Origin of the sequence: Allokutzneria sp. NRRL B-24872 (assembly GCF_002155965.1) — a bacterium.
Taxonomy (GTDB): Bacteria; Actinomycetota; Actinomycetes; order Mycobacteriales; family Pseudonocardiaceae; genus Allokutzneria.
This window is the reverse complement of the sequence record NZ_MUMH01000169.1, coordinates 24489-44988: the sequence shown is the minus strand read 5'-3', so window position 1 is coordinate 44988 and position 20500 is coordinate 24489. Positions and strand designations below refer to the sequence as shown.

At 70.8% G+C, this 20500-nt stretch carries 17 protein-coding genes; 7 read left to right on the top strand and 10 right to left on the bottom strand.

The features are described 5' to 3' along the window. The first annotated feature begins 18 nt into the window (after positions 1-18). Positions 19-1209 carry an ATP-binding protein gene (locus tag CCN37_RS33225; protein WP_086828606.1) on the top strand — a complete coding sequence of 397 codons (1191 nt, stop codon included), beginning with the start codon at positions 19-21 and terminating at the stop codon, positions 1207-1209. Positions 1210-1288: 79 nt separating this feature from the next. Here CCN37_RS33225 and CCN37_RS33220 read toward each other — a convergent pair whose 3' ends face one another. Continuing rightward, complete coding sequence (locus CCN37_RS33220) at positions 1289-2056, bottom strand: putative protein N(5)-glutamine methyltransferase (protein WP_086828604.1); 768 nt, start codon at positions 2054-2056, stop codon at positions 1289-1291. Between the two features lie 139 nt (positions 2057-2195). Continuing rightward, positions 2196-2780, bottom strand: coding sequence for a TetR/AcrR family transcriptional regulator (locus CCN37_RS33215; protein ID WP_086828602.1), 585 nt, complete (start codon positions 2778-2780; stop codon positions 2196-2198). 92 nt (positions 2781-2872) lie between these two features. Between CCN37_RS33215 and CCN37_RS33210 the strand changes: the two genes are divergently transcribed. After that, positions 2873-3292 (top strand): VOC family protein, encoded by a 420-nt coding sequence (locus tag CCN37_RS33210; protein WP_086828600.1) that lies wholly within the window; start codon positions 2873-2875, stop codon positions 3290-3292. Here the strand turns inward: CCN37_RS33210 and CCN37_RS33205 are convergent. Then, positions 3281-4078 carry a S9 family peptidase gene (locus CCN37_RS33205; RefSeq protein ID WP_086828598.1) on the bottom strand — a complete coding sequence of 266 codons (798 nt, stop codon included), beginning with the start codon at positions 4076-4078 and terminating at the stop codon, positions 3281-3283. The two genes, CCN37_RS33210 and CCN37_RS33205, sit on opposite strands and share 12 nt — an antisense overlap. A gap of 82 nt (positions 4079-4160) precedes the next feature. Between CCN37_RS33205 and pepN the strand changes: the two genes are divergently transcribed. From pepN to CCN37_RS33190, 3 genes are all read left to right on the top strand, one after another. Next, positions 4161-6674 carry an aminopeptidase N gene (gene pepN / locus CCN37_RS33200; protein WP_086828597.1) on the top strand — a complete coding sequence of 838 codons (2514 nt, stop codon included), beginning with the start codon at positions 4161-4163 and terminating at the stop codon, positions 6672-6674. 187 nt (positions 6675-6861) lie between these two features. Then, positions 6862-7764: an acyl-CoA thioester hydrolase/BAAT C-terminal domain-containing protein gene (locus CCN37_RS33195; protein WP_086828595.1), complete on the top strand. Its 903-nt coding sequence runs from the start codon at positions 6862-6864 to the stop codon at positions 7762-7764. Between the two features lie 128 nt (positions 7765-7892). Further along, positions 7893-8750 (top strand): NmrA family NAD(P)-binding protein, encoded by an 858-nt coding sequence (locus tag CCN37_RS33190; protein WP_086828668.1) that lies wholly within the window; start codon positions 7893-7895, stop codon positions 8748-8750. Between the two features lie 21 nt (positions 8751-8771). Here the strand turns inward: CCN37_RS33190 and CCN37_RS33185 are convergent, their stop codons facing one another. The 3 genes from CCN37_RS33185 to CCN37_RS33175 form a co-directional block, all read right to left on the bottom strand. Beyond that, a complete protein-coding gene (locus CCN37_RS33185) occupies positions 8772-9989 on the bottom strand; it encodes a hypothetical protein (RefSeq protein WP_086828593.1) in 1218 nt (405 codons plus the stop codon). Beyond that, on the bottom strand, positions 9986-12601 hold the full coding sequence (locus tag CCN37_RS33180; protein ID WP_246843461.1) for a DEAD/DEAH box helicase: 2616 nt from the start codon (positions 12599-12601) through the stop codon (positions 9986-9988). Before CCN37_RS33180 ends, CCN37_RS33185 begins: the two co-directional genes overlap by 4 nt. A 197-nt stretch (positions 12602-12798) precedes the next feature. Beyond that, positions 12799-13407 carry a TetR/AcrR family transcriptional regulator C-terminal domain-containing protein gene (locus CCN37_RS33175; RefSeq protein WP_086828591.1) on the bottom strand — a complete coding sequence of 203 codons (609 nt, stop codon included), beginning with the start codon at positions 13405-13407 and terminating at the stop codon, positions 12799-12801. Positions 13408-13498: 91 nt separating this feature from the next. Here CCN37_RS33175 and CCN37_RS33170 point away from each other — a divergent pair, with 91 nt between their 5' ends. Both CCN37_RS33170 and CCN37_RS33165 read left to right on the top strand, forming a co-directional pair. After that, entirely contained in the window at positions 13499-14824 is a 1326-nt protein-coding gene (locus CCN37_RS33170; protein WP_086828589.1) for an FAD-dependent monooxygenase, read from the top strand. Then, a complete protein-coding gene (locus CCN37_RS33165) occupies positions 14821-15345 on the top strand; it encodes a hypothetical protein (RefSeq protein ID WP_086828587.1) in 525 nt (174 codons plus the stop codon). Before CCN37_RS33170 ends, CCN37_RS33165 begins: the two co-directional genes overlap by 4 nt. On the opposite strand, the gene CCN37_RS33160 is transcribed toward CCN37_RS33165, so the two are convergent. From CCN37_RS33160 to CCN37_RS33145, 4 genes are read right to left on the bottom strand one after another with little or no spacing between them, the layout of a single operon-like run. Beyond that, positions 15323-16468 carry a Glu/Leu/Phe/Val dehydrogenase gene (locus CCN37_RS33160; protein ID WP_246843457.1) on the bottom strand — a complete coding sequence of 382 codons (1146 nt, stop codon included), beginning with the start codon at positions 16466-16468 and terminating at the stop codon, positions 15323-15325. The genes CCN37_RS33165 and CCN37_RS33160 overlap by 23 nt on opposite strands. Before the next feature lie 3 nt (positions 16469-16471). Next, entirely contained in the window at positions 16472-17803 is a 1332-nt protein-coding gene (locus CCN37_RS33155; protein ID WP_143261920.1) for a hypothetical protein, read from the bottom strand. Positions 17804-17811: 8 nt separating this feature from the next. Further along, on the bottom strand, positions 17812-18954 hold the full coding sequence (locus tag CCN37_RS33150; protein WP_086828582.1) for an FAD-binding oxidoreductase: 1143 nt from the start codon (positions 18952-18954) through the stop codon (positions 17812-17814). Next, positions 18955-20499 (bottom strand): aldehyde dehydrogenase family protein, encoded by a 1545-nt coding sequence (locus tag CCN37_RS33145; protein WP_086828580.1) that lies wholly within the window; start codon positions 20497-20499, stop codon positions 18955-18957. Position 20500: the final 1 nt, after the last annotated feature.

The following is a 20500-nucleotide window of genomic DNA, read 5'->3' as shown; positions in this document are numbered from 1 at the left end:
CGGTCGGAGGCGATCACCGTGGACGAGAGCGAGTACGTGGAGCGGGCGAGCGCGGTCGGGCGGGCGTTCAGCCCGGCGGCTCCGATCATGGACCGGGATCTGTTCGCCGGGCGGAAGTCGCAGTTGCGGACGTTGACCGGGGTGGCGGCGCAGCGGGGTCAGCACGCGTTGATCTACGGGGAGCGCGGGGTCGGGAAGACGTCGTTGGCGCGGGTGACGCAGAACCTGTTGCCGGAGACGGTGGTGGCGCCGTACTACGTGTGCAATTCCGAGGACAGCTTCAAGTCGATCTGGACGGGGGTGTTCGAGCAGATCCCGATCCTGACGCAGGAGGCGCGGATGGGGTTCGGGCACTCGGCGCGGCGGGTGTTGCAGTCGGGGACGGAGTTGTTGCCGGGGCGGGTGACGCCGCATTCGGTGGTGCGGGTGCTGGCGATGTTGTGCGAGAGCGTGTCGATCGTGGTGTTGATCGATGAGTTCGACCGGCCGAGGGATCAGCGGGTGCGGACGTTGATCGCGGACACGATCAAGATCCTGGCGGATCGGTCGGTCGAGGCGACCGTGGTGCTGGTGGGTGTCGCGGACACGGTGGACGAGTTGGTGAGTGAGCACGCTTCGATCCAGCGGTCGTTGGTGCAGGTGCAGATGCCGCGGATGACCGATGAGGAGTTGCGGGAGATCGTGCGGCGGGGTGTGCGGGCGTTGTCGATGCAGGCGCAGCCGAAGTTCGTGGACGCGGTGGCGGAGATGTCGCAGGGGTTGCCGCACTACACGCACCTGTTGGGGCAGTACGGGACGACGCGGGCGTTGGAGGCCGGGCGGGAGTTGGTGAAGCGGGCGGACTTCGAGGACGCGTTGACCGATGCGTTGGACGCGGCGTCGCAGAGTGTTCGGGAGCGGTACCACCGGGCGACGCAGAGCAATCGGGAGACGTTGTACAAGGAGGTGTTGTTGGCGTGCGCGGTGGCGGAGAAGGATGATCTGGGGTCTTTCGGTGCGCCTGACGTGCGGGAGAAGTTGCGGTTGATCACGGGGAAGGCCTATGACATCCCGGCGTTCGCGGTGCACTTGAAGAACTTCTCGTCGGAGGGGTCGCGGGGTGGGATTCTGCAGCGGATCGGGTCGTCCCGGCGTTTTCGGTACCGGTTCCGCGATCCCCTGTTGCCGCCGTACATCGTGATCAAGGGCCGCATCGAGAAGCTCGTCTAGAGTCCGTCCGTGCACGTCACGCGCCCGCTCCCCTCTTCGCGCGTGGCCGTGGTCTGACCCCTCCCGGGGTGTGTCTGGGTCAGGGGCGGGTGGCGTGGATGAGGGTGGCGTCGAGGGTGTCGTCGTGGTGGGTGGCGGGGCGGAAGCCGTTGGCGGAGAGGGCTTCCGCGGTGTGCGGGGCTTGGCGTCGGCTGGTTTCGACGAGCAGGTGGCCGTCGGGTGCCAGCCAGTGGGGTGCTTCGGCGGCGATGCGGCGGTGGAGGTCGAGTCCGTCGGTGCCGCCGTCGAGTGCGACGCGGGGTTCGTGCTCTCGTGCTTCGGGTGGCATGAGGGCGAGTGCGTCGGTGGGGACGTAGGGGGCGTTGGCGACGATGAGGTCGATGCGGCCGCGCAGTGCGCTGGGCAGGGCGTCGTAGAGGTCGCCGTGGTGGACCGCTCCCCCGTGCGGGGTGATGTTGTGGTGGGCGCAGGCGACGGCGGCGGGTTCGATGTCGGCGGCGTGGAGGTGGATGCGGGGCTCGGCGGTGGCGAGTGCGGCGCCGAGTGCGCCTGTTCCGCAGCAGAGGTCGAGTACGACGGCGTGCGGGCGCAGCAGTGGTGTGGCGTGGGTGACGAGGTGTGCGGTGCGGCGTCGGGGGACGAAGACGCCGGGGGTGACGGTGATGCGGAGTCCGTGGAACTCGGCCCAGCCGAGGATGTGTTCGAGCGGGAGTCCGGCGACGCGTTGGTCGACCATGGCGTCGAGGTGGGTGGGGCCGGTCGCGGCGGTGGTGAGCAGCTGGGCTTCGTCTTCGGCGAAGACGCAGCCGGCGGCGCGGAGCCGGGTGATGATCGCTTGGTGTGGCATGTCGAGTGCCTTTCGGGGGTGTCCCACGGGCGCTCGCGTGGCCCCTACGGCGTGGGGGTGGGGGTGAGCGCCCGTCCTGCTGGTGCGGACATGGGTTCCCACCTCCCTCGCGGGTTCTGGCGATCGGTCGGGCGTCACCTTACTCGCGGAGCGAGTCGAGCATGCGGGTGAGGGCGGCGATGGTGGCGTCGCGGTCGGTGGCGGTGTTGCCGGACTGGGCGAGCCAGAGCGCGGCCTCGTTCACGGCGCCGGAGAGCAGGCGGGCGAGGGGTTCGACGGGTTGGGGCGGGATGGTGCCGGCGGCGATGAGGGTGGTGAGGGCTTCGGTGAGCAGGCGGGCGGAGGACTGTTCGTCGAGTGCGCGCCAGTCGTTCCAGCCGAGGACGGCGGGGCCGTCGATGAGCATGATGCGCTGGATGTCGGGGTGGGTGCTGGCGTCGAGGAAGGCGCGGCAGCCTTCGACGAGGTAGCTCCAGCAGTCGGGTTGGGCTTCGGCGACGCGCTGGACCTGCTCCCCCACCTCGTTCTGGACGTCGGCGAGGACGTGCCGGAAGAGGACGGCTTTGCTGCTGAAGTGGTGGTAGAGGGCGCCTTTGGTGACGCCCGCTGCCTGGGCGATGGTTTCGAGGCCGACGTGGGCGTAGCCGTGTTCGGCGAACAGGCGCCGCGCGGTGGTGCGCAGTGCGGCGCTGGTCTGTTCGCGTTGTTCGCGCTTGGTGGCCATGGGTGGCGCCCCCTGTTGACATACCGTCGGTCGGTTTCTTATGGTCGATAATACATACCGACAGTCGGTATTGTCGATCTAGGGCGGACACCATGACTCTGACCAGCTTCTACCCGGTGATCATGACGACCAAGCTGACCGAGACGCGGGACTTCTACGTGAAGCACTTCGGCTTCGAGGTGACCTTCGAGGCGGACTGGTACATCAGCCTCCAGCTCGGCACCTACGAGCTCGCGGTGCTCGACCCGGCGCATCCGACCATCCCCGACGGCTACGGCGCGCCGGTGGCCGGACTGCTGCTCAACTTCGAGGTCGGCGACGTGGACGCCGAGTACGAGCGCCTGGTCACCGAAGCGGGACTGCCGCTGGCGCGGTCGCTGCGCAGCGAGGCGTTCGGGCAGCGGCACTTCATCGTCGCCGACCCCAACGGCGTGCTGATCGACGTGATCACCCCGATCCCGCCAACGGGCGAGTTCGTCGACCAGTACAGCGCGGAGGCCTTACCCCAGTGACCGCAGGTGGCGGCCGAACCACGCGATGAGACCGTCGTCGACGGCGCGGGCGTGCGGCAGCTGCGGCGCGGGCTCGATGCCGGGCTCCTCGGCCAACGGGTGCGCCATGTCGGGGATCGACAGCAGCTGCGCGCGCTCCCCCATCGCCTCGGCGAGGCTGATCGCGTCGGCGCGCAGCCCGGGGTGGTCCTGCTCGCCGCTGACGACCAGCAGTGGCGCGCGCTCGGCCAGGACGTCGGCCTTGGCGAGGAAGTCGAGGCTGTCCACGGCCTTGTCGGAGTCGGTGTCGTAGGGGTACTGGCCCGGGAAGAGGTCCACGACCGAGCGCATCCGGATCGCGGCGTTGACCAGCGCTCCCGCGAAGATCGGCGTCTGGGTGTCGGCGAGCACGCGCAACGCGACGGCTCCGCCGAGGGAGCCGCCCAGCACGCCGATCGGGCCGTCACCCACGGGCAGTTGCTCGCGGACGGCGGCCAGCGCGGCGGGGAACTCCCCTGCGGCCTGCTCGACGAACGGGTGCAGGTAGGCCATCAGCGGGTCCTTGTGCACCAGCTCCAGAGCGGCGTCCATGGAGCCGTTGACCATGCGCGCCCCGCACATCGGCATCCCGAGGTGCACCCGCCACGCGGGCAGGCCGTGCATCGGCAGCGCCGCGGCGAAGGCGGGGTCCGAGCGCGGTGCGTCGAGCATGTGCCAGCTGATGATCAGCGGCGCGGGCCCGCCGCCTGCCGGGGCGAGGGCGGTGAACGGCACGCCAGCGGCGGTGCCCGAGATCGGAGTCGTCATGCGGCAACCGTAGGAGCGTGGCGGCCTGGGGGGGTGCCGGTTCCGCCGTCAGCGGAACGGCCGCCCCGATTAGGGTGCTGGGATGGCTGGAAATCTGACGCGGGACGAAGCGCTGGAGCGCTCCCGTCTGCTCACCGTCGACTCCTACGCGGTCGAACTCGATCTGACCACGGGGTCTGAGCACTTCTCCTCCACCACGGTGGCGCGCTTCCGCAGCTCGGAGAGCGGTGGTGAGGTGTTCTGCGACCTCGCCGACGCGGTCGTGCGCGAGGTGACGTTGAACGGCTCCCCCGTCGATCCGGCGCGCTACGACGCGGAGAAGGGGCGCATCCCGCTGACGGGGCTGGCAGAGGACAACGAGTTGCGCGTGGTGGCTGACTGCGCGTACTCGCGCTCCGGGCAGGGCCTGCACCGCTTCACCGATCCGGCCGACGGCGAGGTCTACCTCTACAGCCAGTTCGCCACCGCCGACGCGCACCGGGTGCTCGCCTGCTTCGACCAGCCGGACCTCAAGGCCGCGTTCGCGTTCACCGTCATCGCGCCCGCGCACTGGGAGGTCGTCTGCAACACGGCCTCGTCGTCGGTTTCGGTTTCGGCTGAGGGCGAAGCTCGGCGGTGGAGCTTCCCCGCTTCTGAGCGGATCTCGACCTACCTCGCGGCGGTGTGCGCGGGGCCGTACCACGTGGTGGCCGACGATGACTACGACGGGCGCATCCCGCTGCGGCTGCTGTGCCGGGCCTCGCTGGCCGAGCACCTGGACGCCGAGGCGATCTTCGACGTGACGCGGCGCGGGTTCGGCTTCTACGAGGGCGCCTTCGAGATGCGCTACCCCTTCGGCAAGTACGACCAGGTGTTCGTGCCGGAGTTCAACTTCGGGGCGATGGAGAACCCGGGCTGCGTGACCTTCCGGGAGCAGTACGTCTTCCGGTCGAAGGTCACCGATGCCGACTACGAGCGGCGCGCGACCACGATCCTGCACGAGATGGCGCACATGTGGTTCGGCGACCTCGTGACGATGCGGTGGTGGGACGACCTGTGGCTGAACGAGTCCTTCGCGACCTACGCGGCCTCGCTGGCGTTGGTGTCGGCGACGCGGTGGGACAACGGGTGGGCCAGTTTCGCCGACCGCTACAAGGGATTGGCCTACCAGGCCGACCAGTTCCCCTCCACGCACCCGGTGGTCGCCGACATCGTGGACATCACCTCGATGGAGGTGAACTTCGACGCGATCACCTACCACAAGGGCGCTTCGGTGCTGAAGCAGCTGGTGTCCTCGATCGGCCTGGAGGACTTCCTGGCGGGCCTGCGGCTGTACTTCCAGCGGCACGCGTGGGGCAACACGACGCTGGCGGACCTGCTGCGCGCGGTGGAGGAGAAGTCCGGGCGCGATCTGTCGGACTGGGCCGATCTGTGGTTGCGCACCTCGGGGCCGAACACGCTGCGCCCGGAGTTCACTGTGGACGGTGACGGCCGGTTCAGCTCGTTCGCGGTCGTGCAGACGGCCCCTGAGGACTACCCGGCGTTGCGGCCGCACCGCATCGCGATCGGCTTGTACGACAAGGGGAACCGGCAGCGTCGGGTGGAGCTGGAGATCTCCGGTGAGCGCACCGAGGTCGCCGAGCTGCTCGGGGTGGCGCGGCCGGAGCTGGTGCTGCTCAACGACGACGACCTCACCTACGCCAAGATCCGCCTCGACCCGGAGTCCCTGGCGGCGGTGCTCGGCGGGATCGGTGAGCTCACTGATCCGCTGCCGCAGGCGGTGTGCTGGTCCATCGCGTGGGACATGACCCGCGACGCCGATCTCCCCGCGCGGGACTACGTGCGGTTGGTGCTCTCCGGGGCGCTGTCGGTCGGTGTCACGATCCTGCGGACCCTGCTCAACCAGGCCAGCTCCGCCGCGCAGCAGTACACCTCGCGGTCCACGCGCGCCGAGGTCGTGGGCGCGCTGGCCGAGGGAGTGCTCCGCTTGGCGCGCGAGGCCGAGGCCGGTGGTGAGGAGCAGCTGGCGTACGTGCAGTCCTTCGCGTCGGTGGCGTGCTCCGCCGAGCAATTGGACGTCGTGGCCGGGCTGCTCGACGGGTCGACCGTGCTGGACGGGTTGGCCGTGGACACCGATCTGCGCTGGTCGTTGCTGCGGCGCTTGGTGGTGCACGGGCGCGTGGGTGAGGCGGAGATCGACAAGGAGCTTCAGCGTGATGCCACCGCCAGTGGTGAGCGCAGCGCCGCCGCGTGCCGTGCGGCCGTGAGCACGGCTGCGGCGAAGGCGGCGGCGTGGGAGCGCGTGGTGTCCGGCGAGCTGTCCAACGAGATCCTGCGCTCGGTGCTCGACGGCTTCCAGGACGTCGCTGACGCTCAGGTGCTGGAGCCCTACGCGCAGGAGTACTTCGCGGCGTTGCGGGCGGTGTCGGAGGTGTGGCCGACCGAGTTGACGCGCGTGCTGGCGAAGGCGGGGTATCCGTCGTCGGCGGTGTCGCAGGAGACCTTGGCAAGCACGGAGGCCTACCTCGCCGAGGCCGCTCCGCCGTGGTGGTTGCGGCGCCTGGTGCTCGAATGCGGTGACGAGCTGAAGCGCACGCTGCGCGCCCAGAACGCCTAGCCCCACGTCACCAACGTCGGCAAACCCACCACACAACGGGGTTTGCCGACGTTGAACACCTCGGCGGCGAGGGTTGGGTGCACAGAACCCCGCGACCGACAGGACAGCGCACCTGGCATCTGCGGAGGCCAGCGGCGAGGTGTCCCGTCATCTGGTGGCAGGATCTCCCGGAGAGACTAGGGGGATCGTGGACATCGTCGAACAGGAGATCACTGGCGGCGCTCTGGAGGGGGTGCTTGTCCGCCCTGCTGCCGGAAGCCGAGCTGGGGTGCTCGTTCTCCACGGGTCCTACGGACCCGGCACGCTGGAGCGATGCCGGCTCTTGGCGCACGCCGGGTTGGTGGCGTTCGGGATGCGCTGGTACGGCGGCGAGGGCCAGGCACCGGGAATCTGCGAGATCCCGGTGGAGACGTTCAGCCGTGGACTGGACCTGCTTCAGTCCGAAGGCGCCGAACGGCTCTCCGTCCTCGGTCTGTCCAAGGGGGCTGAGGCCGCTCTGTGGTTGTCCATTCTCGACCAGCGCACAGCAGCCGCGGTGGCCTTGTCGCCACCTTCGGTGACATGGGCGAATCTCGGGCCAGGAACAGACGGGCGGAACCGGCCCTGGCGCTCGTCCTGGACCTGGCAGGGCGAGCCGCTGCCGTTCGTGCCGCGCGATGAGACCTGGGAGCCGGAACAACGTGAGGACGGACTCGTGTCCCTGCGAAGCTGGTACGAACGCAGCGGCGAGCTCTATCCCGACCAGTACAAGGCCGCGGCCATCCCTGTGGAGACCACCACGGCGCAACTCGTCCTGGTCGCCGGCGGAGACGACCGGACCTGGCCGTCCCACTCCTCCGCGCGGGCGCTGAGAGACCGTCGACTGGCCGCCGGGCTTCCCACCGTGCTCATCGAGCGGCACGCTGCCGGCCACCGCCCCCGCCTTCCAGGAGAGGCACCCGCCAGCCCCTCGACGCACCTTCATTACGGGGGGACCGACGCCGACGACTTGGCCTTGGGGGAGGCCGCGTGGCCACACATCCTGGATGCGTTGCGCGGCGCAGAAACATCACCAGCTTCGCCGAGACAGGACACGTCAACTGGGTCCTGAGCACGTCAACTGGGCCAGGACAGCGGAGCTGGAGTTCCCCAAGCCGCGCTACAACGAGCAGTTCCTGGCGCGAATGCGTGCTGACGGGACTTGACCTCAACCGAGGTTGAGTTTCTAGCGTGATCACCATGAGCGAGAACAACAAGGTCCTGGTGATCGGCGCGACCGGCAACGTCGGCGGGAGCGTGGTGCGCCAACTCCAGCAGCGCGGTGTCGGTGTCCGCGCGCTGGTCCGCGACGCAGCCAGCGCCGAGGTGCCGGACGGGGTCGAGCTGGCCGTGGGCGACCTGCACGACACCGCCAGTCTCGCCAAGGCCGCGGACGGGACCGACGCGGTGTTCCTGATGTGGCCGTTCCTGTCACCGGACGGCATCGAGGCGGCCGTCGGGGCGCTGGGAACGCGGCGGCTGGTGTACCTGTCCTCCTTCGGCGTGGACGACGACGCCGAGAAGCAGAGCGACCCGATCAACCAACTGCACTTCACCGTCGAGCGCGCGATCAGGGCATCGAGCGCGGAGTGGACGATGCTGCGCGCGGGAACCTTCGCCGCCAACGCGCTCGGCTGGGCCGAGGAGATCCGCGCCAGCGCCACCGTCCGCGAAGCCCACGGCGCCGCGGCACGCGCGGTCGTGCACGAGCGCGATCTCGCCGCGGTCGCCGCGAAGGTCCTCGTCGAGGACGGGCACGCGGGAGCGAGCTACGTGCTGACCGGGCCGGAGCCGGTGACCCAGGCCGAGCAGGCGCGGATCATCGGCGAGGTCCTGGGCCGCGACGTGCGCTTCGAGGAGCTGAGCCCGGTCGCGGCGCGGCAGCGGATGATCGACCACGGGTGGCCGGTGGAGTTCGCGGACGGACTGCTCGGCGCCTGGGACGGCTTCGAACGCCAGCCCGCGCGCGTCTCCCCCACCGTCACCGAGCTGACCGGGACCGCGCCGCTGTCCTTCCGCGACTGGGTCCGCGACCACGTGCACGACTTCGCCGCCTGACCGAACCGCCTGATCGAGCCGCTAGCAGTCGGGCATGCGCTTCCTGCGGCGGCGCTTGGGTTTCTCCGGCGGTGGCACGTCGAAGGCCACCGCCGGGTCCGAGTGCGGCGGACCAGCCATCAGCCACCCGTGCTCGGCCAGCATGTCGTAGAAGGGGTACCAGAGGCCGTCCTCGCCAAGGCGCAGCTGCCAGCGCTGCCCGGTGAGGGTGAAGCGGCACCCCTTGTCGAACTCGAACTCGCCCAGCTCAGCGGCCTCCAGCGCGGCCCGCGCCCTGGCCAGCTCCAGCGGGGTGAGCGTGCGCTTGCCCTTCTCCACCGCCAAACCCGCCAGGCCGCCGTAGCGCCAGGCCGCCGCGGTCGCGTGCGTTCCCAGGTGGTCGGCGATCAGCTCGGGATAGATCACCGACAGGCGCACGTTGTCCTCGTACATCGACAGCCACGGCGCCGGGTCGGGGTTGACGAGGTCGGCCAACTGCTCCCGGGCGTGCCACATCGCGTTGCGGACCATGCGCGGCACCAGGTGCGGCGGCAGTCCCGGCGGGGGCTCGATGTCGACCTGGGGGTACGGGCCGGTGGGCGGCTCGGCCGAGATCTCCGGCAGCGGTCCCGGCTCCCGCGCGTAGGCGGCGGCGATCGACGTGCCACCCGTCGGCTTGGCGCGCGGGGCGGTGATCTTGCGCGAGCTCAGCCGCCGCGTCAGCTCCTGCTGGTCCATGCCGCGCAGCAGCACCAGCAGGAACGGTTCGGTGTCCAGCAGCCACGACACCTGGTAGCCCAGCGCGGCGCCGTGCTTGCACAGGACCTCGAAGCCCATGTCGCAGTCGCACTCCGGCTCCAGCTCGGCCGCCAACGGGATCAGCGGCAGACCTTCGTCGGCCAGCTCGCCCAGCAGCTCCTCCGGCAGCTCGCCGTCCAGCAGCGCGGCGACGTGCCCGGCGCGGGTGGCGATCTGGTCCAGCACCAGTTTCCAGGTGCGGTCGGTGAACGTCGGCAGCTGGATCAGCGTGGACAGCAGCTCGCCGCTGTCGCCGATCTCCGCCCTGACCCGGCCGGGGCTGAGCGTGATCGGGCCGAGGACGCCGGTGTGGGCGAGCTTGCGCCCGTCCTTGAGCGGCTTCTCGTCGAGGTCGAGCTCCTCCAGCGTCGCGTTCCACGCCTTGCCCCACGCCGTGGCGGCGATCGGGCCGAGCTTGCGCGGAATGCGGCCGAAGGCGGGGAAGCCGCGCGCGGCGTTCATCGGGCGCTCCTCAGCTCGACGAGGTTCGCCAGCTCCGCGTCGCCCAGCTCGGTGAACGCCGCCTCGCCGCCGCTGAGCACCGCCTCGGCGAGCTCGCGCTTGACGGCGAGCATGTCCGCGATGCGGTCCTCGATCGTGCCCTCGGAGACGAAGCGGTGCACCTGAACGGGCCGGGTCTGGCCGATGCGGTAGGCGCGGTCGGTGGCCTGTTCCTCCACGGCCGGGTTCCACCAGCGGTCGAAGTGCACGACGTGGTCGGCGCGGGTCAGGTTGAGCCCGGTGCCCGCGGCCTTGAGCGAGAGCAGGAACACCGGGATCTTGCCGTCCTGGAAGTCCGTGACCAGCTCGTCGCGGGCGGCCACCGGAGTGCCGCCGTGCAGCAGCCGCGCGCTCACCCCGCGCGCGGCCAGGTGCGACTCCAGCAGCCGTGCCATGGCGACGTACTGGGTGAAGACCAGTACCGATCCGCCCTCGGCGACGATCGTGTCCAGCAGTTCGTCGAGCAGTTCGAGCTTGCCCGAGCGCCCGGCCAGTCTGGAGCCGTCCTCGGCGAGGTAGTGCGCGGGGTGGTTGCACACCTGCTTGAGCGAGGTCAGCAGCTTGATGATCAACCCGCGCCTGGTCATCCCGCCGACGGCGGCGATCTCGGCCATGGTCTCGCGCACCACCGCCTCGTAGAGCGCGGCCTGCTCCTTGGTCAGCGGCACCGAGTGGTCGGTCTCGGTCTTCGGCGGCAGCTCGGGCGCGATCCCCGGATCGGACTTGCGCCGCCGCAGCAGGAACGGCGCGATCAGCCGGGCGAAGCGCTCGGCGACGGCCTGGTCGCGCTCGCCCTCGATCGGCTTGGCCCACCGGCCGCGGAAGGCGGCCAGCCCGCCCAGCAGCCCGGGGGTCGTCCAGTCCAGGACCGCCCACAGCTCGGCCAGGCTGTTCTCCACCGGCGTGCCGGTCAACGCCACCCGCGCCGTCGACGGGATCGCGCGCAGGGCCTTCGCCGTGCTGGAGCGGTGGTTCTTCACGTGCTGGGCCTCATCGGCCACGACCAGGTCCCACTCGTGGGCGGCCAGGGTCTCGGAGTCCAGGCGCATCGTCCCGTACGTGGTGAGCACGAAGCCGCTGCCGGCGCCGTCGAGGGAGCGGTTGGCGCCGTGGAAGCGGCGCACCGGCGTGCCGGGGGCGAAGCGGGCGATCTCGCGCTCCCAGTTGCCCAGCAACGAGGCCGGGCACACCACCAGCGTCGGCGCGGTGGCCGCGCGGTGCAGGTGCAGCGCGATCACCGTGATCGTCTTGCCCAGGCCCATGTCGTCGGCCAGGCACGCGCCGAGCCCGAGCGAGCTCATCCGGGCCAGCCACCGCAGTCCCCGCAGCTGGTAGTCGCGCAGTGGCGCGGTCAGCGCGGCGGGCTGCTCGACCACGCCCTCGCCGGAGTCGGGGTCGGCGATCCGCTCGCGCAGGGCCTCCAACCAACCGGTGGAGGCGACCGGGACCGTCGCGCCGTCGACCTCGGCCGTCCCGGTCAGCGCGGCGCCGAGCGCGGCGACCGGGCTCAGCGACTTGATCTTGCGGTTGCGCGCCTTCGCCGCCAGCGCGGGGTCGACCAGCACCCACTGGTCGCGCAGTCGCACCACCGGGCGGTGCGCCTCGGCGAGCTGGTCCATCTCCTCCGGGGTCAGCGCCGCGTCGCCGAGCGCGAGTCGCCAGTTGAAGCTCAGCGGGCGGCCGCGCCCGAAGAAGGCCGCCATGTCCTTGGGCTCGCGCTTGGTGTCGCCGACCACGGTGTGCGCGGTCAGCTCGCGGGCCAGCTCCTTCGGCCAGTGCACGTCAACGCCGACCGCGCTCAGCCGCGTCGCGCCCGCGCCGAGCAGGTCCACGACCTCCTCGTCGCCCAGCTCAAGCTCGTCGGGGACCGTGCTGGCGAGCAGGCTCTCCAGCGGGGTCCACGCGCGCGCGGCCCGGCGCACGGCGAGCATCACGTCGACGTGCGCCCGCGCTCCGAAGGGGTGATCGGGATCGGCCCACAACCGCGCCGCGTCCGCCACCAGGGAGGCGTCGCCGAGGCTGTGCACCTGCACAACGGCATGGAAGCGACCGCGCTCGTAGTCCCCGCCCGCGACCTCCACGCGCAGGGACACCCGCAGCCCGTCATCACGGCCAGCCGCGATCTCCGTGGCCCATTTCCGCAGGTGAGGGACCTTGCGGGCGGTGTCGGGGCGAAACGGCGAGCCCATGGAGAACTCTTGCTTGCCCGCCACGAAGACCGCCGCCTGGGTGCGGGGCAGTCCGTCTGCGACCGCGTCCAGGAACCCGCGCAGCAGCGGCTCGGCGGCGGGCAGCTGTCCGGTCTCGGTCGGGGTGGCGCGCGCCTCGGCGGGCATCGCCTGCGCCAGCTGGCGCAGGCGCGTCAGGTCCTCGCCGGTGAGCTGGGCGATCCGCCACGCGTCTTTGTCGGCGTCGGTCACCCACGGCAGCACTTTGCCGCGCGCGGTGAACTGCAACGCCAGCACGGCCGCGGTGCCCCAGAAGCGGGTCGCCGGGTGCGCCGAGATCGCTGAGCGCGCGCGGGTGAGCGCGGGAACGGACTCGGCGACGCCGATCCGCCGCGCCGGGACGATGTCGATCTCCCCGGTCGGCAGGCCGACGGTGAGCGTGCCGGGGTCGCCCAGATCAGGCAGCTCGGAGCCGTCTGGGCACCAGAACGCCAGCCGGCTCGCCCTCGGTGGGTCGACCGGTTCGAACACCACGGCGCAGCGGCTGAGTTCCGCGATCTGCGCGGCGGTGAACGTGAGCAGGCCGTGCTCGCGGGAACGGGTCACACCTTCGCCTTCCGCATTCCGTTCACGATCAGGGCCAGACCGCGCTCGAAGCGCTCGTCCGGCTTCTCGAAGAGTCCTTCGCCTGCGGCCTGGGCCAGGGGCAGCTCGGCACCGACGCGGTCGGCGCGCGCCTGCGGGTCGTAGCGCGGGTCGCCGGTGCTCGCCTGCTCCTCCACCGCGTGGCCGGTGGCGTAGCAGTGCACGGTCATCAGCCCGGCGACGGCCTCGGCCAGGGAGAACCCGGCGTCGGTGATCACGCGCAGCGCCTGCTCCTGTCCCTTGTAGACGTCGGTTCGGGTGAGGTAGGTGCCGCTGAAGACCTTGGCGCCGTCGCGGTGGCTCAGCAGCGCCCCGCGCAGCGCCCGACCGTAGTTGACCAGCAGCTCCGCCCAGTCGTCACCGTACTCGGCGGCACCGACAGCCTCGGCGAGCACGGTGCTGGCCATCTCGTCGACCAGCTCCTGCTTGTTCTTGAAGTGCCAGTACAGGGCGGGGGCCTGGACGTTGAGCTCGGTGGCGATGCGGCGCAGCGTCAGGTTGTCGACGCCGACCTCGTCGAGCACGCGCAGCGCCGTGCGCACCACGGTGTCGCGGTCCAGGGCCATTCGCGGTCCTCACAGGCTCGGGGCTTGACACCTTAACAGCATTCAAGTCACCCTTAACGCCGTTAGATTTAACGACGTTAAGGAGCGTGTCGTGATCCTCGTCGGCGGAGCCGGGCCCACCGGCCTCACCCTCGCGATCGACCTCGCCCGGCGCGGCGTCGACGTGCGCGTCATCGACAAGGCCGAGCACCACTTCGTCGGCTCGCGCGGCAAGGGACTCCAGCCCCGCACCCTCGAAGTCCTGGCCGACCTCGGCGTCCTGGGGGACGTCCTCGCAGCAGGCTGTCCCTACCCGTTGCTGCGCGTGCACGGCCCCGACGGGCACGTCGACCGCTCGATGCACGAAGCCGACGCCGCCAAGCCCTGGATGCTCGGCCAAGGCGAGTTCGAGGCGATCCTGCGCGCCCGCCTGGCCACCCACGGCGTGCACGTCGAACTTCGCTCAGAGCTGACCGGATTCACCCAAGATGAGGACGGCGTCACCGCCACCGTCAACGGCACCGAGGTCCACGCGGACTACCTGATCGGTGCCGACGGCGGGCACAGCTTCGTGCGCAAGCACCTCGGCGTCGCTTTCCTCGGCCACCCGGTCGAGGACGTGCGCATGGTCATCGCCGACGTCACCTCCCGCGGCCTGGACCGCGACCGCTGGCACATCTGGCCCCAGGCACAGCCCACCATGATCGGCATGTGCCCCCTGCCCGGCGCCCCCGACCGCTTCCAGCTCATGCTCGGCCTCCGCCCGGACGAGCACCCCGACATCACCGAGCATTACCTGCGTGAAGCCCTTCACCAGCGCACCGGCCGCACGGAGGTCACCCTCACCGACCCCACGTGGACCTCGGTCTACCGCTCCAACGCGCGCATGGTCGACACCTACCGGGCCGGCCGCGTCCTGCTCGCCGGAGACGCCGCGCACGTGCACCCGCCCACCGGCGGCCAGGGCCTCAACACCGGCGTGCAGGACGCCTACAACCTCGGATGGAAGCTCGCCGCCGTCCTCAACGGCTCCCCGGAGGCACTGCTGGACACCTACGAGGAGGAGCGCCTGCCCGTAGCCGCCGATGTGCTCGGCCTCAGCACTGATCTGCTCGGCAAGAACGTCCGCCAGGAAGAAGGCGGCCTCAAGCGCGGCAAGGCGACCCAACAACTGCACATCACCTACCGGGGCAGCTCCCTCGCGCGTGGTGAGCACGGCGGCGACCGCGTCCCCGCGCCCGTCCACGGCCCCGACTTCACGCTGCTCACCCTGGACGCCGACCACCCGCTGCGCGAGCACTACGTCCTGGTCCGCCCCGACCGCCACGTCGCGATCAGCACCAACGACCTCGGCGAGGTCCACGACTACCTGCGGCACCTAAGGCTGCACCTTCGCCCATTGGCAGCGCGCGAACCGCGGGCCAGCCTGGAGGCATGAAGATCACGGCCATCGCCCTCGCCACCGCACTGCTGCTGTTCACCGGGACCGCGCACGCCGGAGTGCGCCAGTTCCAGGACGGCTTCGAGGGCTCCCCCGCGACCAAGTGGCGCGCGATCAACCACGCCGGGTTCGACATCAACCTCGGCAACGCCAGGACCGGCCAGAACAACGCGTGGCTGCACACCGACCGAGCGCTGGGCAACCCCGCCGTCGACATCGAGGTCGCGACCGGCACCAACGGGCCGAGCACCTGCACCGCCCGCGTCTACGCCAACGCGCTCAACAACCGCAGCACCGAGATCGACCGCGTCGTGGTCAGCGACTCAGAAGGCCACCTGTACACGACCATGCACGCGTGGCTGACCTACGGCAGCGGCTACGAGCCCATCACCGTCAACAACATCAACATCCAGGGCTACAAGACGCTGAGAGTCCGCTACGAGCTCCAGGACAATAACCGGGGCTTCGACGGCGAATGGGTCCGACTGGACGACTTCACCCTCCAGTGCGCCTACTGAGCCGTCCGCGCAGCTCCATGGCGGTGCGAACCCGGCCCTGAGCCAGCTCCCGCGCCGCCACGTGCGTCGTGCACCGCTGCCGAGCCGCCTCGACCAGCACCAGCTCGGTGTTGGCACGCAGCTTCGCCGAGATCGTCGCGAAGATCTCGGCGGGCTCCGGGCGAAACGCCGAGTAGCGCGCGTCCATCGCGAACCCCGCCGCCACCACACCACCGGCGTTGGCCACGAAGTCCGGCACCACCGCGATCCCGCGCTCCGCCAGCACCCGCTGCGCGGCGGGCGTGGTCGGCAGGTTCGCGCCCTCCACCACCAAGCGGGCCTTCACCTGCCCGGCCAGCTCCTCGGAGAGCACGTCCTGCACGGCGGCGGGCACCAGCACCTCCGCGTCCACCAGCAGCTCTTCGCCCGGCGCAAGCACCGAGCCACCGTAGGAGCGCACCACCGCATCGCCATCCACCGCGCGCAGCTCCAGCAACCGCGCGACGTCCAAACCGGACGGATCGTGCAGCACACCCTCGACAGTGGACACAGCGACCACCGAGGCGCCCAGCTCCGCGAAGCGCTTGGCCGCCGCCCACCCGACCGCGCCGAAGCCCTGGATGGACACCCGCGCCCCGGCCAGCGACACACCGATCACCGCTGAGGCCGCGCACGCCGTCTCCGCCACCCCGAACCCGGTGACGCCCAGCTCGTCGTAGGGCACTCCGCCCAGCTCAGCGGGCGTGCCGACCGCCGCACCGCGATCACCGAGCTCGTCCTGCACGATCGCCGCGTCACGCTCGGTCAAGCCCATGTCCAGGCCGAGCACGTACTCGCGCGGCACCTCGTTGGACAGCCGCCGCACGAACGCCCGCAGCGCCGCCTCCTTGTCCGGCGAGGCCGGGTCGAAGCGGATACCGGCCTTCGCACCGCCGTAGAACAGGTCGACCCCGGCCCACTTCCACGTCATCACCCGGGCCAGGCGCGCCACCTCGGCCACCGACACCGTCGGGGACATCCGCGTGCCGCCCTTGCCCATGCCGCGCGCGGTGTTGTCGATCACCAGCGCTCCGCGCATCCCGGTGCGCGAGTCCGACACGACGACGACCTTCTCCGGGCCCCACTCGTCGATCAGCTCGAACACGGCTCACTCACCCGCGTTCACGGGCCGGTAGATCCGGGGATCGGTCGCGCGCATCGTCGTGGAGACGTTGTGCTGGTTGAAGCCCTTGAAGCCGCCGCGCCGGGCCAGGTTCTCCAGGTGCGAGCCCGCCGCGCCGAGCCTGCCGAACTCCTCGGCGGTCTCCTCGCTGATCTGCCCGGCCGCGACCAGCTCCGCCAGCCGCAGCTGCCGCACGGGCCACCGCTCCGCCTCGGTGAAGGCCTGCCGCAGGTGCGGGAAGTCGGAGAAGGGCTTCATGTGCCCGACGCCGAGCACACCGAGGTCCTCGCGGAGCCGGTCGAAGTCGAACTGGCCCTCCAGGTGGTGCATGCCCGCCGCCAGGATCGACTCGCCGTGCAGCGCGCACCACAGGCCGACCGTCCCGAGCTTGCCGCCCTCGGCCAACTCCACGTGAGCGAAGTCCAGATCCACGTCGGCGGGGTTGAGATCGACGTCGGCGAAGATCACTCCACCACAGCCGGGGTGCTCCAGGACCTGCGCGCCCCACCCCGCCTCGGCGCCAGCGTAGAAGCGCTCCCTGACAGCAAAACCCAAGGTCGTGAGCAGGGTGATCAACCGATCGAAGCACGCCCGGCTCGACCGGAACGTGTGGTGGTCGTTGTTGCCCCAGCCCAGGCCGAGGCGGTCCTGGCGCGAGTGCTGGAGCACCGCGGCTGTGTTGCGGCGCTGCCAGTACTGCCGCTCCAACTCCAGGAAGTAGCTCGCCGCCAGGTCCGCGCCGACGAGCTTCACCACCTGGCCCATCAGCTCCGTCGCCGCGCTCACCTCCTCGGCTCCGCCGGAGCCGCGCGGGCGCTCCGCGAGCAGCCGCCACGCCTGCGCCGAGCGCAGCACCTCGCCCGGATCGAACTCCTGCGGAGTCACCCCGCACGACCACGACCGCCGCTCCACACCCGCGATCACCACCGCGTCCGAGCCCGAGACCACCGCGCTGCGGAAGCCTGAGCGCGGGCTGCCCTGCACACCGGCCGCCGAGCCCTGCGCGACCGCGAACACCCCCGCGTCGTCCACCCGCAACGCCACCAGGCGCCGGTCGCTGGGCACGATCGCGGGCAGCTGAGCGCCGGGGTGCCGCCACAGGTCGGGCTGCACCTCGGCGTAGCCGACCTCGGTCAGCTGCTCGTCGGTGACTGGGCCGCCGATGTGGTCCAGCCAGTCCTGCAACCGCGTCGAGGTCCGCGCGCCCAGGCTCCGCGCGAGCGCCGACAACCTCGGACTGTTGAGCACCGCCGCGTCGACCAGCTCGTCGACCAGTGCCTCCGCCCGAGGCTGCAACTCCCACATGAACTCCGCCATCACCACTCCTACACGCAGTTGAGTTCGGGCCGGTGCTCGTCCGAGCCGAAGCGCTGGGCGCTCAGGCTCGCCACGTCGATCACCGGAGTTCGTTGGAGGTAGAGATCGCGCACCACCTCGCCGACCGCGGGCCCCTGGAGGAACCCGTGCCCGGAGAAACCGGTCGCGTACAGGAATCGGCCGACCGAGGCGGCCTCGCCGATCAGCGCGTTGTGATCGGGGGTGACCTCGTACAACCCGGCCCAGCCCGAGGCCACGCCCACGTCCAGCAGGCCGGGCGCGCGCCGCCGCATCGCCTCGGCGAGCCCGGGCAGCCAGGCGTCGTCGCGGTGCAGGTGGAAGCCGGGCTCCTGGTCGGGATCGGACATGCCCATGAGCAGGCCGCGGCCCTCGCGGTGGAAGTAGAAGGTGCTCGCGAAGTCGATGGTGAACGCCAGCTCCGGCGGCAGGTCGGAGATCGGCTCGGTGACCAGGATCTGCCTCCGCAACGGCGTCACCGGCAGATCAACGCTTACCATCGCGCCGACCTCGCGCGACCATGCGCCCGCCGTGCAGATCACGGTGTCCGTGGTGATCGGGCCCTGGTCGGTGTGCACCGCGCGCACCTCGCCACCAGCGGTCTCGATGCCGGTCACCGTGACGTGCGTGCGCAGCCGCGCTCCAAGCCGCCGCGCGGCCGTGGCGTAGCCGAGCACCACCGACTCCGGCGTGCAGTGCCCGTCCTCGGGAGAGAACGCCGCCGCGAGCAGTCCGTCGGTGTCGATCAGCGGCGATAAGCGACGGGCTTCGGCGACGTCGATCATGCGGCTCGGCACGCCGAGGGAGTTCTGCAACGCCACGTTCCGCTCGAACGCGGCCACGTCCTCCGGCCGCGAGAGCAGGAAGAGGTAGCCGTCGCGGTGCAGGTCGATCTGCTGACCTGGGCGTTCGGCGAAGCGGGCGAACGCGGCGAGGCTGCGCGCGCCCAGCGCGATGTTGATCTCGTCGGAGAACTGGGCACGGACCCCGCCCGCCGCCTTGCACGTCGAGCCCGACCCCAGCTCGGCGCGCTCCAGCAGCAGCACGTCGCGCACCCCGGCCTCGGCGAGGTGAAAGGCGATGCTCACGCCCATCACCCCGCCGCCGACGATCACCACCCGCGCTGTGTCCACTTAGGACAACCGGAAGTCCAGGTCGGCGGAGACCTCCAGCACGTCCATCTGCGCCTTCTGCAACTTGCCCGAGTAGTCCCAGTTCATCGACTGCCAGCGGGTGAACTGGTCCAGCACCCACACCCCGGACTGCCGCGAGCCGTTGCCCGAACGCCCGTTGCCGCCGAAGGGCAGGTGCGCCTCCGCGCCCGAGGTCGAGTTGTTCACGCTCACCATGCCCGCGCCGATGCCGTCCCGGAAGCGGAACGCCTTCGCCGGGTCGGTCGTGTAGATCGAGCACGACAGGCCGTAGCCCGGAAGATTGCCCAGCTCAACCGCCTCGTCAAGCTCGCGGTAGGTCGTCACGCCGATGAGCGGGCCGAAGGTCTCCTCCAGGAAGATCCGGTCGTCGGAGCGCACCCCGTCCACGATCACCGGGTGGTAGAACAGCCCCGCCTCGGGATCACCGACGAAGTCCTTGCGCGGGTTGGCCGAGGTGATCCGGCCCGTGCCCGTGGAGCCCAGCGCGCGGTGGTGCTCGCCGATCCACCCCAGGTGCCGCTCGTGGTTCTCCGCGAAACGCGCGTCCAGCAACGGCCCGAACAGCACGTCCTGCGCCGGATCGCCCACGCGCGCCGCTTCGGTCGCGGTGACCAGGCGGTCCAGGAACTCAGCGTGCACCGACTCGTGCACGATCGCGGTGCCCAGCGAGGTGCAGCGCTGCCCGGCGGTGCCGAAGCCGGAGAACAGCGCGCCCTCCACCGCCAACTCCAGGTTCGCGTCCTCGGTGACCACCATCGGGTTCTTGCCGCCCAGCTCCAGGCACGGCGTCTGGAGGTGACGCCCGCACAGCTCACCGACGCGTGAACCCACCTCGCTCGACCCGGTGAAGCCGACCTTCTGCACCAACCCGTGCTCCAGCGAGCGCTCCAGGCCGCTGAAGGTCTCCGACCCGTCGGCGAAGACCAGGTTCAGCACCCCCTCGGGCAGGCCGCCACGGGTGAACAGGTCGAACACCGCCTTCGCGCTCGCCGAGGCGTACTCGGCGGGCTTCCACACCACGGCGTTGCCGCAGAGCAGCGCGGGCACCAGGTACCAGGACGGCACCGCCACGGGGAAGTTCCCCGCCGTGATCACCGCCGCCACGCCGACCGGCGCGCGGAAGGTGAACAGCTGCTTGTCCGGCATCTCCGACGGCACGGTCTGCCCGTACATGCGGCGGCCCTCGCCGAGGAAGAAGTCGCAGGTGTCGACGATCTCCTGCACCTCGCCGCGTGCCTCCGCCAGCGGCTTGCCGATCTCGCGGGTCACCAGCCGCGCCAGCGCGTCCGCGTTCGCCGACACCAAGCGGCCGATGTTGGCGATCACCTGGCCGCGCACCGGAGCCGGGACCCGCGCCCACTCCCGCTGCGCAGCCTTGGCCGCCTCCGCCGCTTTCACGAAGGTGCCCGCGTCGCCCAGCTCGACCTCCGCGACCAGGTCAGCGGTGTCGGACGGGTTGGTCGAGCGGTAGACGGAGCTGCCCGACACGGGGGCGCCTGCGACAACGGAGGCAAGACGAGACACG